This is a genomic window from Lentzea sp. NEAU-D7 (assembly GCF_026242055.1).
Classification (GTDB): Bacteria; Actinomycetota; Actinomycetes; order Mycobacteriales; family Pseudonocardiaceae; genus Lentzea.
This window is the reverse complement of the sequence record NZ_JAPJDL010000002.1, coordinates 56,772-70,424: the sequence shown is the minus strand read 5'-3', so window position 1 is coordinate 70,424 and position 13,653 is coordinate 56,772. Positions and strand designations below refer to the sequence as shown.

General features: G+C 70.4%; 15 protein-coding genes. 4 read left to right on the top strand and 11 right to left on the bottom strand.

Annotated features, from left to right (window positions below):
* Positions 1–32: 32 nt before the first annotated feature.
* The 4 genes from ORI60_RS03665 to ORI60_RS03650 all read right to left on the bottom strand — a co-directional run bounded on the left by ORI60_RS03665 (position 33) and on the right by ORI60_RS03650 (position 4,658).
* Positions 33–1,241, bottom strand: coding sequence for an MFS transporter (locus tag ORI60_RS03665; protein ID WP_266034152.1), 1,209 nt, complete (start codon positions 1,239–1,241; stop codon positions 33–35).
* 77 nt (positions 1,242–1,318) lie between these two features.
* Positions 1,319–1,780 carry a DoxX family protein gene (locus ORI60_RS03660; protein WP_266034149.1) on the bottom strand — a complete coding sequence of 154 codons (462 nt, stop codon included), beginning with the start codon at positions 1,778–1,780 and terminating at the stop codon, positions 1,319–1,321.
* A gap of 58 nt (positions 1,781–1,838) precedes the next feature.
* The gene (locus tag ORI60_RS03655) at positions 1,839–3,509 is read right to left on the bottom strand and encodes a peroxidase family protein (protein WP_266034147.1); all 1,671 of its coding nucleotides are present in this window, start codon (positions 3,507–3,509) and stop codon (positions 1,839–1,841) included.
* 120 nt (positions 3,510–3,629) lie between these two features.
* The gene (locus ORI60_RS03650) at positions 3,630–4,658 is read right to left on the bottom strand and encodes a glycosyltransferase (protein ID WP_266034143.1); all 1,029 of its coding nucleotides are present in this window, start codon (positions 4,656–4,658) and stop codon (positions 3,630–3,632) included.
* A 63-nt stretch (positions 4,659–4,721) separates the two neighbouring features.
* On the opposite strand from ORI60_RS03650, the gene ORI60_RS03645 reads away from it, so the two are divergent.
* The gene (locus ORI60_RS03645; protein ID WP_266034142.1) at positions 4,722–5,045 is read left to right on the top strand and encodes an STAS domain-containing protein; all 324 of its coding nucleotides are present in this window, start codon (positions 4,722–4,724) and stop codon (positions 5,043–5,045) included.
* Here the strand turns inward: ORI60_RS03645 and ORI60_RS03640 are convergent.
* On the bottom strand, positions 5,042–5,593 hold the full coding sequence (locus tag ORI60_RS03640; RefSeq protein WP_266034139.1) for a chorismate mutase: 552 nt from the start codon (positions 5,591–5,593) through the stop codon (positions 5,042–5,044). The two genes, ORI60_RS03645 and ORI60_RS03640, sit on opposite strands and share 4 nt — an antisense overlap.
* 9 nt (positions 5,594–5,602) lie before the next feature.
* Between ORI60_RS03640 and ORI60_RS03635 the strand changes: the two genes are divergently transcribed.
* Positions 5,603–5,962 carry an RNA-binding S4 domain-containing protein gene (locus ORI60_RS03635; protein ID WP_266034136.1) on the top strand — a complete coding sequence of 120 codons (360 nt, stop codon included), beginning with the start codon at positions 5,603–5,605 and terminating at the stop codon, positions 5,960–5,962.
* Here ORI60_RS03635 and ORI60_RS03630 read toward each other — a convergent pair.
* Genes ORI60_RS03630 through ORI60_RS03620 form a run of 3 tightly spaced genes read right to left on the bottom strand, consistent with a single transcriptional unit; the run spans position 5,948 to position 9,926 of the window.
* On the bottom strand, positions 5,948–7,354 hold the full coding sequence (locus ORI60_RS03630) for a DUF4419 domain-containing protein (RefSeq protein ID WP_266034134.1): 1,407 nt from the start codon (positions 7,352–7,354) through the stop codon (positions 5,948–5,950). The genes ORI60_RS03635 and ORI60_RS03630 overlap by 15 nt on opposite strands.
* A 3-nt stretch (positions 7,355–7,357) precedes the next feature.
* Positions 7,358–8,227 (bottom strand): NAD-dependent protein deacetylase, encoded by an 870-nt coding sequence (locus tag ORI60_RS03625; protein ID WP_266034132.1) that lies wholly within the window; start codon positions 8,225–8,227, stop codon positions 7,358–7,360.
* Position 8,228: 1 nt separating this feature from the next.
* Positions 8,229–9,926 (bottom strand): cellulase family glycosylhydrolase, encoded by a 1,698-nt coding sequence (locus tag ORI60_RS03620; protein WP_266034130.1) that lies wholly within the window; start codon positions 9,924–9,926, stop codon positions 8,229–8,231.
* Between the two features lie 19 nt (positions 9,927–9,945).
* Between ORI60_RS03620 and ORI60_RS03615 the strand changes: the two genes are divergently transcribed.
* Positions 9,946–10,095, top strand: a complete 150-nt coding sequence (locus ORI60_RS03615) for a hypothetical protein (protein ID WP_266034127.1) — start codon at positions 9,946–9,948, stop codon at positions 10,093–10,095.
* On the opposite strand, the gene bla is transcribed toward ORI60_RS03615, so the two are convergent.
* The 3 genes from bla to ORI60_RS03600 all read right to left on the bottom strand — a co-directional run bounded on the left by bla (position 10,088) and on the right by ORI60_RS03600 (position 12,548).
* Positions 10,088–10,969 (bottom strand): class A beta-lactamase, encoded by an 882-nt coding sequence (bla, locus tag ORI60_RS03610; RefSeq protein WP_266034124.1) that lies wholly within the window; start codon positions 10,967–10,969, stop codon positions 10,088–10,090. The two genes, ORI60_RS03615 and bla, sit on opposite strands and share 8 nt — an antisense overlap.
* Before the next feature lie 63 nt (positions 10,970–11,032).
* Positions 11,033–11,863 carry a phosphatase PAP2 family protein gene (locus ORI60_RS03605; RefSeq protein ID WP_266034122.1) on the bottom strand — a complete coding sequence of 277 codons (831 nt, stop codon included), beginning with the start codon at positions 11,861–11,863 and terminating at the stop codon, positions 11,033–11,035.
* Between the two features lie 25 nt (positions 11,864–11,888).
* Positions 11,889–12,548 carry a TetR/AcrR family transcriptional regulator gene (locus ORI60_RS03600; protein WP_266034120.1) on the bottom strand — a complete coding sequence of 220 codons (660 nt, stop codon included), beginning with the start codon at positions 12,546–12,548 and terminating at the stop codon, positions 11,889–11,891.
* An 80-nt stretch (positions 12,549–12,628) separates the two neighbouring features.
* On the opposite strand from ORI60_RS03600, the gene ORI60_RS03595 reads away from it, so the two are divergent.
* The gene (locus tag ORI60_RS03595; protein ID WP_266034117.1) at positions 12,629–13,645 is read left to right on the top strand and encodes a hypothetical protein; all 1,017 of its coding nucleotides are present in this window, start codon (positions 12,629–12,631) and stop codon (positions 13,643–13,645) included.
* The last annotated feature ends 8 nt before the right edge of the window (positions 13,646–13,653 follow it).

Genomic DNA, 13,653 nt, shown 5'->3' with positions numbered 1-13,653 from the left:
ACACGCGGCGGATTCCCGTCACGTTGCACCGATCAGCGAACCGGCTCGGCCACCGGGTCGTTCACGACCGTCCGCACGGACCGGGAGGCGAGCATCCCCGCGGTCGCGAGCAGGCAGATCGCGGCGCATCCGAGCAGCGTCGCCGAGGTCCCGAAGGCGTGCGACACCGGCCCGACGGCGATCTGGGCCAGCGGGATCGCCACGAACGACCCGAGCATGTCGTAGGAGTAGACCCGAGCGAGCCGGTCGGGCGGCACGTGGTGCTGCAGCGCCGTCTCCCACGCCACCCCGAACTGCTCCAGGCCGAGCCCGGACACGAACGAGGTGACGAGGAGCAGCCACGGCGCCGGGTGCAGGACCATCACCAGCGGCAGCAGCACGAAGCCCGCCGTGCACGCCACGCCGAGCAGCAGCTGCCGGCGCACCTTCACCCGCATCACGACGAGCGCCCCGGCGACCATGCCCGCGGTCTGCGCGGCGAGGATCAGGCCCCACATCTCGCGCCCGAACGTCGTGTCCGCCAGCACCGGCCCGAGCACCATCACGCCACCGGCGAGAGCCGCGTTGAGGAACGTGAAGGCCAGGACCACGACCCAGACCCATTGCCGTGCCACGAACTCCGTCCAGCCGACCTTCAGCTCGGCCAGCACCGACGGCTTCCGCTCGGCCGCGACGTGGGCGGCGGGCACGCGCACGAACGCGAAGAACACGCCGGCCAGCGCGAACGACAGCGCGTCCACGGCGAGACCCCAGCCGGGACCGGTGAACGCGATCAGCAGGCCGCCCAGCGCCGCACCGCCGATGCGGGCGAAGTTCAGCCCCAGGCGCAGCAGCGCGTTCGCCTGCAGGCGCTGCTCGACCGGCACGGTCTGCGGCACCAGCGCGGCGGAGGCGGGGAGGGAGAACGCGCTGGACATCCCGTTGACCGCCGACAGGACCACGAGCCACGGCACCGACGCCGTCCCGGTCAGCACGAGACCCGCGATCACCGCCTGGCTGGCGAAGCTGACCGCACACGACCCGGAGAGCACGAGCTGGCGCGGCAGCCGGTCCGCGACGACACCGCCCCACAGCAGGAACACCACGTTCGTGAGCGACCGCGCGGCGACGACGAGACCCAGCGACGTGATCGACGAGGTGAGGTCGAGAACGGCGAACGCCAGCGCGATCGGCGCCAGCGAGTTGCCGGCGATGGTCGTGAAACGACCTGCGAGAAGCCATCGGAAAGCAGGATGCGCCAATGGCGCCAGTGAATCCCCCATAAGGGAAACCTATAACGGCGGGAGCCGCCCGACCACGAGGATCGAGCGGCTCCCGTTCACCGCACCCTCGGGTGCGATGAGGCGATGACCACCGCGGCGGCGACGGTCACCAGGTTCTTCAGGATGTACTGGGCTTCGAAAGACGCCTGCAGAGGACCGGACCACATCTCGCCGGGGAACAACACCAGTGGTGTCGACACCAGCACGACGTGACCGATCAGCAGAACGGCGCACGACCGCGGTGCGCGGAAGCTCAGCACGACCAGCGCGATCCCGATCTCGCTGATCGCGGCACTCATTCTCGCCACGTCCCCGTGAACGACCCCGAACGTCAGCGCGGAGACCGTGCGTTCGACGAGGTCCTGGGCAGGACTTCCACCGGGAAAGAGCTTCAGCACGCCGAACCAGAGGTACACGACCCCCAGGCCGATGCGCAGCAGCGGAACTCCGGACTCCCGCGCAAAACGAGCCAGGCGTTCCCCTGTGCCTCCGTTGCGTGTGGTTTCTGGACTCGACATCGATCTCCCTCTCCTGTCTGACCGCCACCACCCGGTCAGACAGGACGCTCGAGGAAGATCATCCGACGGGGTCCCCCAGCGGGTTCAGCAGGTCGGCCTTGCCCTCGAAGGCGAACAGCAGCAGGTCGACCATGCGGAACGTGCTGGAGTCCGGGCCGAGCGTGGGCCGCCAGTACGGCGAGCGCACGATCGAGATGCGGCTGCCCTCCATCGCGCGGTGGAAGACCTCCGCGGTGATCCGGCCGCCGACGGGGCCCATCAGCCCGTTGCCGACCTCGGCCTCGCGCAGGACGTAGAACCACAGCGGGGTGGCGGCGACCAGCTGGGCCCGCTGCTCCTCGGACAGGCCCTCGACGACCGCGCCACCGTTGCCCACCAGGATCTGCTCGGCGGTGAGCGGCTCCACGCCGAACAGCTCGGCGATCTGCTGGCCGGTGGCCAGCTCCATCATGGAGGCCCTGGTGAGGTTGCGGAACGCGAGGTTGCGCTCGATCTCGCGGAACCGCGTGCCGCGCCCGCCGAACGTGCCGGCCGGCAGCTGCGTCAGCGGGTCGACCAGCAGCGTGTCGATCCGCTTGGCGAGGTTGCCGCCACCGGACTCCGCGGGCGGCACCAGGTCGTCCCGCTCGGCCTCGGTGAAGTCGTAGAGCCGCCGGAAGTCCGCGATCCAGTTGCTGGGCAACGTGAAGATCGGGCCCCGGTCGACGTCGTCGAGATCGTCCGGCGTGACCGAGCTGGGATCGAAGTTGCCGCTCACCCCGGTGAAGGTGAACAGCGCGAACAGCGTCGCGATGCCACCGGGCCCGGTCGAGTTGAACACGCGGTTCCACTGGTACGCGCCGCGGATCTGGCTGTGCCCGAAGCGGTACGAGGCGACCGAGAACTCGATCGGCATGGTCGGCGAGTGGTCGCGGCAGCGGCCGGGCACCTCGAAGAACCTGCGGCCGTTGGTGAAGACGTCGTCCACGATCGCCGGGTCGATGATCCGCGGCAGGTGGTCGGTCCTGAGCATCCACTGGTAGTGCCGCACCACGAGTTCCTTGGCGGCGCGGAACAGCCGCTCCCCCGTGAGGCCGGTGAGCGCGAGCTCGTCGACAACCCGGTTGTGGAAGCGGATGAACGCGAGGTGCGTCTGCGCCACCGCGAGGTTCTCGTCGTTGCGGGCGTCCGGGATCAGCGGCAGCCGCCGGTCCGCCGCCGTGCCGGCCGTCCCACCGCGGCGCGGCAGGTCGAAGCCCTCGAACGGGACGTTGGTGCCCTCGTCCGGGAACGGGACCGGCGTCGTGGTGCCGACCTTGAGCTTCACGCCGTCCTGGGCGTAGAAGGCCTGGTCGTCCTTGTCGCGCGGGCCGCGGCCGTAGACCGAGTCGAGGTCCAGCGCGGGCGAACGGCCCTGCGTCAGCTCGTCGAGGTTGACGTCCTGCCCGAGCTGCGACTCGGTCCGGTCCATGGTCAGGTCGTGGTCGACGAACTGGCCGAGGTAGGTGAACCCCGCCGGGACGGCCGGATCCGCCGAGTCGGGCTGCGGAACGTCCGCGGTGATCGCGGTCGCGAGGGCGACCCGCGTCTCCTCGTCGGTGCGCGGCCCCTTCGGTCCCAGTCGCGAGAACCGGAACCTGCGCAGCTCCTCCGCCGTGGAGGGCTGACGCGTGGTGGCCTCACCTCTGCCGTCGAATTCCAGTACGCCTTCGCCCACGACGAAGAAACTGTCGCGCACATGCCTCTTCATGTTTCCCCCTGTTTTCCCCTCATACAGGCGACCTGTTCTCCCCAACAAGCACCTGCCCCACCGCCAGTCTCCAGACGGACTAAATTTCCGTCGAAGCTTTTGGTCACACACAAAATGTCGTCACACAGCGGATACGAGGTGGTCAGGAATAGTCGTGAAATCCTCAAGATCGATCATTTGCGCAGCGAGGTTCTCAGCTGCCTCGTGATATTTTCTCGCGTTCAGCACGTGCTGGATCCGTTCGGCCAGAACGGTGGCGGTCAGTCCTTTCACGTCCACCCGCACACCCGCGCCGAGTTCCTGGACGCGGTCGGCGTTGCGCGGCTGGTCGGCGAACAACGGCAGCGCGACCATCGGCACACCGGCGGTCAGCGCCTCCCGCACGCCGCTGTAGCCCGCGTGCGTCACGAACACCTTCGCGGTGCCGAGGAGCCGCTGTTGCGGGATCTCCGGTTCGAGGCGGACGTTCGACGGGCGCGGGCCGGTCCAGTCGCCGTGGCCGATCGCGACGACGGAGGGTGCGGCGACCTCGCCCAGCGCCTCCACCACGACGTGCGGCAGCCTGGAGCCCTGCATCAGCCACCCGGCGTTGGTGCCGAAGGAAGCGACGATCTCCGGTCCCTCCTCGCCGCCCTGCTCGATCGGGACGCGGAAGTGGTGCTGGGCCGGGTGCCACGACGCCGGGGTCAGGCCGGCGACGAGGGCCGGTTCGGTCGCGCCGACCCCGAACCTGGCGCGGACCTTGTCGACGAGTTCGTCGAGCAGCGGGATCTCCAGCGGCGCGAAAGGGGCGATGTCGACCAGGGCGTGCGGGATGCCGAGCACCTCGGCGGCGATCTGGCCGCCGTACTCGCTGGTCTCGCGCACGACGACGTCGGGACGCCAGGTGCGGGCGAAGTCGAGGACGTTGGCGGCGGACGCGACTACGAGCGGGCTGGACCAGAGCGGCGCCTTCAGCACGCCGTCGCGTTCCGGGACCCACGGTGGCGGCGGCCCGAGCTCGGACGGCGCCGGGACGTCCCGCATCACGACGGTGTGCTCGACGTGCGCCATCGCGGGCCCGGTGGCGATCACGGCCTCGTGGCCCCGCTGCCGGAACGCCCGCGCGAGCGGCACCATCGCCGGCATCAGGTGGGAGTGGAGGGGCAAGGACGTCAGAAGAACTCGCACAAAAACAGTTTCCCGGTGGGCACCACCGGGTACAGCTGCGAAATGCTCGAAGTCACGGTGACGGAGTCGTCGCCTGCCTCCACCCTCGTCACGGTCTCCGGCGAACTCGCCGGCTCCGGCTCGGAACGACTGCTCGCTCGGCTGGACCGCCTGCTCGACAACGGCCACCGCTACGTCGTGCTGGACCTGACGGCCGTCACGTTCTGCGACTCCAGCGGGGTCAGTGCTCTCGTGCGCGGACACGCGCGCGCCTCGGCCGCGGCGGGCGGGCTCAAGCTCTCCGCCGCGTCCGAGCAGGTGACGCGCATCCTCGAACTCTCGGGGCTCGCGCGGATGCTCGGCCTTCAGTCCACAGTGGAGGCTTAGGCGCAGACGGTGCGCATCGCCTCGGCCAGCGCGTTCTCGTGCAACCGGTCGAGGCGGTGCAGCACCACCGCCGACCTTTCGGCGACCGTGGCGTGGATCTCGCACTTCAGCGTCGGGCGGCGGAGCTGCTCGGTGTCCTTGAGCTCGGCCAGGATGCCGGTCGTCAGCCGGTCGAGGACCGGCCGCACCTCGGTGGCGAGACCGGGCCTGTGCTGCGGGACCTCCTCCGGATGCTCGGTCCAGCGCGCGTGGAGGCCGCGCTGCACGAGCTTGTTCGCTTCGATCTGGGCGCGGAAGAACCGTGCCGCGTTCTCGGGGTCGACCCGCAGCTCCACGGCCCTGGCCCGCACACCGTCGAGCACCTGCTGTTCCCGCGCGGGGTCGTCGATCGGTTGTGCCGTCCCGAACTTGGCCGCCGCCACCAGGTCCGCGACCTGGACGCGCTGCACGGCGAGACCCGTGAGCTCACCGAGCGGTCCGGCGGGGGTGAGCGACGCGGCGAGGGTCAGTGCGACCGCCAGGAGCCTCATGATCTCCGAGAGTGCCATGATGGCGGGGTGGAGTCCACGCGCATCGACCGCTGGCTGTGGGCGGTCAGGCTGACGAAGACCCGCCCTGACGCCTCACAGGCGTGCAAGGGCGGCCACGTGCGCATCAACGACAAGCCCGCGAAGGCCTCGGCGACGGTGGTGCCCGGCGACCAGGTCAGGGCCCGTGTGGGCGACAAGACCCGCATCGTCGAGGTGGTGCGGGTGATCCAGAAACGGGTGGGCGCGGCGGACGCGGCCACGTGCTTCATCGACCGCACTCCCCCGCCACCGGTGGAGGCCCCGATCGCGCGGCGCGACCGGGGTGCGGGACGTCCGACGAAGCGGGAGCGGCGCGTGCTGGACCAGTTCCGGTCACAGCAGTTCTAGATCGGCGAGCTTCCCGGTTTCGAGGTGCGCGATGTCGCCGTCCGCGTCCATGGCGGCGTCCAGGAGATGAGCGAGCGAGGTGCCGAGCAACGGCACCTCCGCCGGGTCGTCGCCGTCGCGCAGCACCGCCCAGTGCGGTTCGGCGTCGCTCCACACCTGGACCTCGCCGACGTACCTCCCGTCCGCGAGCGCGAACCGGCCGTAGATCGTGTGCGGCCCGCAGTCCAGAAAAGTCGTGGCGTCGTGCGGGCGGAGTCGCCAGGTGCCGCCGAACAGCGAAGCGGTCCCGACGCGCTTGTACAGCGCGATCACCTCACCAGCGCCGGACGGGCCGTGGGGGTGCTCGATGGGGGGCGTCGTCTCGTGTTCCGCGATCAGCCGGTCGGTCACCGTCTCGATGTCCGTGGGCGCGTCGACCAGCGCCCAGCCCGCGACCGGCCGGAGCGCGCCGTCCGGATCCTGCACGACACCGATCAGTCCCGCTTCGAGCGCCACGACGCGATGCGTGTCGAGGTCGCTGACGTTGACCGTCGCGCGGCACAGGGTGGCGGGCACGGTGTCCGTCCTGATGCCCGGACCTCGTTCGCCGCGCGGTTCGCCGAGGCGCAGGCCCAGCATGGGGTTCGGCGCACCGTTCGTGCCTTGCAGCGCGAGGTACGGGTAGAACCGCGAGATCCAGCCGGTGACCACCTCGCCGCCGTAGGCGTCCGCCGGGTTGTAGATGCGCTTCCAGAACTCAGTGCGCGCGTCGCCCGATGCGGCCCGCACGAACTCATCCATGATCGGTGCGAGCGACCGCACCCACTGGCCGAGACCGAGCACGCCCAGGTCGTCGACGCGGGCGCGGATCTTGCGCCAGTCGTCGGCCGTACCGGTGAGCGTGACCGACGGAATTCCGCAGACGCACACCGCCCAGTAGGCGTAGTACGGCGAGTACGCGTCCATCATCGCGACGCGGCCCGCCATTCGCTCGATCTCCGTGCTGGTGCTGAAGTCGCACTCGAACGTCGTGTCGCCGATCTGCTTGCCGAACAGCTCCACGACGTGCGCCCACGATTCGGCGTCCACCGGCATCGGACCGTCGATCAGCACCGTCAGGCGCTTCTTGCCCTCGTGGCTGACCAGCAGCGGCCGCAGTTCCTCGGCGTGCAGCTTGACGTGCTGCGCGATTCCGCGTGCGATCGTCAGCCACACCGCGTCCGGGGTGAGGACGAGCGGCCGGTGCTGCGCGAACGCCTTCGCCACCGCGCTCAGCAGCGGGTGCACTCCGTCCGGTTCGAGCACGGCCCGATCGCCGGCGACGACGAGCGCGTCCGGGAACAGCTCGGCGATCGGGCGGGTGGGCAGCGCGTCGGTCACCGGCGTGACGTCGTCGACCGAGAAGGTCTGCATCCCTTACCCTACAACGACTTCAGCCAGCTCCGTGAGTGATTTCCCGAGCGGCAGGTCGACCCTCAGCGACGCGTGCGGATCACCCCGCGTCTCGCCGCGGTTGATGATCACGACCGGGATCCCGGCGGTGGCGGCCCGCCGCACGAACCTCAGCCCGGACATGACCGTCAGCGAGGAGCCGAGGACGAGCAGGGACCGTGCACCGTCGACGAGCGAGTAGCACTGTTCGACGCGGGGACGCGGCACGTTCTCGCCGAAGAACACGACGTCGGGCTTCAAAACGCCGCCGCAGTTCTCGCACGGGACGACGACGAAGTCCTTCACCTGCTCCTCGGGCAGGAAGACGTCGCCGTCCGGGTTGATCTCGTCGGTCGTCGCGTGGAAGTCGGGGTTCGCCTCGCGCAGGCGGCGGTCGAGGTCGATGCGCGGGGAGAGCAGCCCGCAGCCCAGGCAGATCACGCGGTCGAGGCCGCCGTGCAGTTCCACGACGTTCTGCGAGCCCGCGGCCTGGTGCAGGCCGTCGACGTTCTGGGTGATGACGCCGCAGAGCTTGCCCGCGAGCCTGGAGACGGCGTGGTGGCCCGCGTTCGGCCGCGCGCGGGCGATGGTGCGCCAGCCGACGTGGCTGCGCGCCCAGTAGCGCTGCCGGCCCGCCTGGCTGGTGGTGAACTCCTCGTAGGTCATCGGGGTGTGCTTGCGCAGGGACCCGCCCTCGCCTCGGTAGTCGGGGATGCCGGACTCGGTGGAGAGGCCCGCGCCGCTGAGCACCAGCACCCCGCCCTCCGCGACGATCGGCACGACGTCGGTGAGGGTGGTGGTGCGCGGCAGCGCGGGGCCCGGGTTCGACCAGCTCAGAGTGGGCCTAGTTCGCACTTCACCAGCTTACGTACCACTGTCGAACCTCGGCCTCCGCCGCCGCGACGTTGCCTGGCGACGGGGCTGTGACCAGCGCGAACTGCCTTCCCTGGCCGCCGCGCAGCAGGAGCTTCCCGCCCTCGACCGCCGAGGAGGCCGAGCTGACCACCAACGGCGAGCGCAGCGACTCGGGCAGGTGGAGCTCGGTCGGCGCGGAGCCCCCGTTCGAGTCCCAGACGAGCACGGCGAACGGCGCGGAGCCGACGAGCGCGCGGACGGCGGGCAACGGGATCTGCTGCCAGGTCTCGTAGGCGCGGTCCTCGTAGGTGAAGGCGAGCGTGGTGCCCGCGACGGCCTGCGGGTAGACGCGGTCGACGACGGCCCGATCGACGTTGAGCACCGCGGCGCCGGTCTCGTCGAGCCTGACCGCCGAGAAGTGCTCGTCGTTCATGGCGTCGCCGTCGGTCTTGACCTTGCCGGGGTTGTCGTTCATCAGCTCGCGGTGGCGGCCGTAGTTGGTGTCCCAGTGCCACTGGCTGCCCGAGATCACGCTGCCGCGCGGCGCCGACCACCAGCGCGCGCCCGGCGCCGCCGAGTCGAGGCCCTGGTAGATCGCCTTGAGCACGGACGGCGTCTTGTCGGAGGTGAAGCCCGAGACGGGGTGGCCGAACTCGGAGACGATCGCGGTGGTGCCGAGCGCCCTCGCGCGGTCGCGGATCGTGCCGAACGCCCAGGTGTACTGGCCGTCCGCCGCCTTGCCCGGCATGAGGACGCCCGACTGCGCCTTGCCGTCGTAGAAGTGCGCGTTGAACACGAACCTCTCGCCCAGCGACGGCACGAGAGCGAGGCCGCCGGGTTCGGCGAAGAAGTCCACGTTCTGGTTCCAGAACACCAGCGGCTCCACGAACGCGGGCTTCGCTGCCCAGCCCGCCTCGTCCATCTCCGCGCGGAACCGGTGGTAGAACGGCATCAGGAGGTCGCGCTCCCACGTCTGCGAGGTCTGGCCCGTGTCGTACCTGCCGGCGTACGGCTCGTTCAACGGGTCGACGCCGACGACGAGCTTGAACTCGGTGGCGGGCAACGCCCCCTTGACGTGCTTGAGGGCCTCGCCGGCCGCGTTGACGAACGACTCCCGCACACCGTCGCGGTTGTGCCAGAAGTCGTAGGTGGCCGCGGTGACGGCGTTGTTGTTCTTCATGTTCTGGCCCCAGTGGAAGCAGAGGCCGCACGACTCCTTGGGGTACCCGCTCGCCGCCCACGCCGGTGCGCCGTCGCCGGTGTACCAGCTGTCCTTGTTGAACAGGTGGCGCGAGTAGAGGTCCTGGTGGAAGTCGAGGTAGACGCGGATGCCGAGACCGGTGAAGGCGCGGAGCTGCGCCGTCACGCCGTCGAGGTAGGCGTGGTCGATCTGGCCGCGCTGCGGTTCGATCCACGCCCAGGTCAGCAGGAACCGCACGGCGTTCGCGCCGGTCAGCTGCTTCATGGCCAGCGCCGACCTGCGCGCGTCCGCCGTGTTCGCGAACGGAAGCCCGCGGTGCTCCGCGAGTTTCGCCGTGCCGGAGACGTTGAAGCCGCGCAACACCACCTCGCGGCCGTGCTCGTCGCGGAAGACGCCGCCGGACACCCGGAGCTCGGAGCCGTCGAACGACTCCGCCCGCACGGGTGTGACCACCAGGGTGAAGAGGAACAGGACCACCAGCAGAACCGCTCGCCGCATCGCCGCCGCCTTTGGGAACGTGAACGAGATTCGCATTGCGACGGTAGCGGGTGCCCGCGCGTTCGACCAGCGTTTCGACGATCAGCCCTCGTCGTTCGACGAAATCGGCCTGGGGCGGCTCACGGGAACCGCTCCAGGCCGCTCGTGGGGCGGGCTTCAGGTCAGCTGAACGTCGCCGCGACGAGCTCCGCCGTCCTGGCGAGCAGCGGTTCGTCGGCCGCGCCGGTCGGCTCGTCCTTCCTGGTCGACAGGACGGCGATCACGATCGGCGCGCGGCCGGGCGGGAACGCGATGCCGACGTCGTTGGTCGTGCCGTAGCTGCCGGTGCCGGTCTTGTCGCCCCAGCGCCACGCCGACGGCAGTCCGGCGCGGATGCGGTTGCCGCCGGTCGTGTTGGCCAGCAGCCACTTCGTGAGCTGGTCGGAGTCGTTCGAGTTGAGGGCGTGGCCCAGCGTCAGGCGCGCGTAGCTCTGGCCGATGGCGCGCGGCGACGTCGTGTCGGTGACGCGGCCGGGTTCCGCCGAGTTCAGCTCCGGCTCCCAGCGGTCGAGGCGCGTGACCGGGTCGCCGATCGACCGGCTGAAGCGGCTGATCGCCGTGGGGCCGCCGAGTTCCTTGAGCAGCAGGTTGGCCGCGCAGTTGTCGCTGTAGGTGATGGTCGCCTCGCACAGGGCCGAGACGGTCATCCCGTTCGCGAGGTTCTCGGGCCGGCCGGTGACCGGGCCGTACCCCGACTTGTCCACATCGGACTGCGTGTACGTGATCACCTTGCCCAGCAGCGTTCCGTCGCGGTCCTTGCGCAGGACCGCCGCGGCCGCGATGGTCTTGAAGGTCGAGCACATCGGGAAGAGCTCGTCCGCGCGGTGCAGCACGGTGCGACCGGTGCCGGTGTCCGCGGCGAACACGCCCAGCCGGGCGTTGTGCAGCTTCTCCAGTTCACGCAGCCTGCCGGTGACCGTCGAGGCCTGCGCAGCGGCGGGCACGGCCACGGCCAGCGCCGCTCCGGCGCCCAGTGCCAGCACGGCACGTCGGTTGAAACTCAACGTCCTGTCCCCTTCTCCGGAAACCTCTCCACCGAACAGGACGCGCGGGAGATCAACTGGTTGTCACTCGATCCGGCGCCAGCACGCGAGGTAGGTGAGCGCGGCGATCAGCGACCCGGCCGACGCGAACGAGCCGGCACCCAGGTAGATCACCCACTCGTCGGCGTTCAGGCCCTCGCGGGCCAGCGGGAGTCCCCACAGGATCCCGCCCAGGGCGAGCGTCACCGCGGCGACGACCGACCAGAACACCACCAGGACCACCCGCCCGACCCGGCGAGGTCCGGTGTGGGGCCGCAGAGAACCCTTGCGCTGCAACCACCACGCGGCGAGGGCCGCGACGGCGAGCGCGATGCCGTCGGCGGCGAGGGTGTCGCTGAGGCGGTGCCACTTCGCGGTCAGCGTGTACTGGCCGATCGCGGTGGCCCACGGCAGCACGAAGAACAGCATGACGCCACGCCACTTCCAGGGCACCACGATGATCGCCGCGAACAGCACGGTCATCGCGATCGTCGTGTGTCCACTGGGGAGGCTGTTGTGCGCGTAGTCGCCGGTGACCTCGACGAGCGCCGGACGCGGCAGGACGAACCGCTTGAGCGCCTGCACGACGACCTGACCCGCGACGATCACACCGACCGCCGCGACGGTGAGGTCCCAGCGCTTCCTCAGCACACCGATCAGGGCGACCGCCACCACCGCCGCGGCCAGCGAGTAGACGGTGATCTGGCCGAGCGCGGCCCAGGCGGCGTCCGACTCGGAGACGTCGTCCTGGTCGGCGCCGCGCAGGGCCGCGTTCTCGATCGTCTGGCCGGTCCTCGTCAGCACCGCGAGGACGTACACGACCGCCGCGAAGACGAACCCCGCCGCCGCGACCACGGGCCACCGTCGACAGTTCACGCGAGGAAGTCTGCCGCCGTTCGGACTAGCGCGCAGCCTGAAGATCGATCCGCGCCAGCACGGCCGTGACCGCCAGGTCCACCGCGTACTCGAACTCGGCGTCGCGGTCGAACTCCGCCAGGTGCGGCGCCGTCCGCACCACCGCGGGCAATCCCGAGGCCTGGAGCGCTTCACGGCGTTCGCCGTCGTCGCCGCCGAACGCCGGTGCCGCGGACACCTCGCGCAGCAGCGTGCCGATCAGCGTGGCGAGCAGCATCCGCAGCAGGTGCACGGCCTCCTCGGCACCGGCGCCCGCGGCGAGCAGGACCTTCAGCACCGCGTCCACCGGGGCGAGGCCCTCCAGTGAGGACAGCTGGCGGGTGAGCACGAGCGGCGCGGCGCCCGGATGGGCCAGTGCGCGGGCTCGGAACGCCTGAGCGATCGCGCGCAGGTCGCGGTGCGCGTCACCGGTGGGCTCCGGCAGTACCAGGCCGCCCAGCAGGTGCTCGGCCACGGCGTCGAGCAGGCCGTCCTTGCCGTCCACGTGGTTGTAGAGGCTCTTGGCGTCGACCCCGAGCGCCCGCGCGACCGACCGCATGCCCACGCCCGCCACGCCTTCGGTGTCGATGACCCGCAGCGTCGCCGCGACGATCGAGTCGCGGGACAGCAGCGGCGTGCGGGGACGGCCTCGGCGCGGTGCGGTCACGCGGCCATTGTGCCTTGCGGATGTCCACGGTGTGGGTTTAACCTCCGAATTAACCCACAGCGTGGGTATTGGAGGGGATGATGAGCTTCACCCGGATCGACACGCTGGACAACATGGACGTCGAGGGCGGGCCCGGCGCGCGGCTGCGCGTCGCCCGTGCGCGGGGCGAGGCGTTCCGGCGGGAGTTCGCCACGACCGGCACCCCGGACAGCATCGTCACGCGTGACCTGGTGACGTTGCCGTACCCGACGCGGTTCGGCCTGTTCAGGGCCTCACGGGCGATCGCGCCGTTCCTGTCGATCACCAACCGGATGCTGGTGGTCCGCTGGCACGACGACGGCCGCGAGCGCATCCTGCTGTTCGAGCCGAGCGACCACGAGTACGGCCGGTACACGCCGTACTTCGAGGACCTGTCCGCCCGGACCCCGAACGTGGTCGAACGGCGCGTGGTCAAGGTCCACGGCACCGTGCCCGGCCACCTCGAACGGCTCGGCATCGCGCCCGAGGACGTCGACTACCTGATGTTCGACCACCTGCACACCCAGGACCTGCGGCGCTGGATCGGCGCCACGCCGTACTTCCCGAACGCCAAGGTGATCGTGCAACGCGACGAGCTGGCGGCCCTGAGCGACCTGCACCCGTTGCAGAAGCCCTGGTACCAGCCGGCGACCTATCGCGACCTGCCGGCGGAGGCGTTCCTGCCGATCGACGGCTCGGTCGTGCTGGGACCCGGCGTCGCGGTGGTCAAGACACCGGGGCACGTCTTCGGCAACCAGAGCCTCGTGGTCAACACCTCGACCGGCATCTGGGTGAGCAGCGAGAACGTGATCGCCGCCGAGGCGCTGACGCCCGAGCACTCGAAGCTGCCCGGCCTCGCGTCGTGGACGCGCCGGTGGCAGCAGGAGGTCGTGCTCAACGCGAACACCGTCGAGACCACCGCCGACCAGTACAACTCGATCATCCTGGAGAAGACGCTCGCCGACCGCAGCCAGCGCGACCCGCGGTTCCTGCAGTTCTTCCCCTCCAGCGAGCTCACCGGCGCCTGGACGAACCCCGGCACCACCCCCACGTTCAGCCACGGCCAGATCGTCCACTGAGGAGTGCC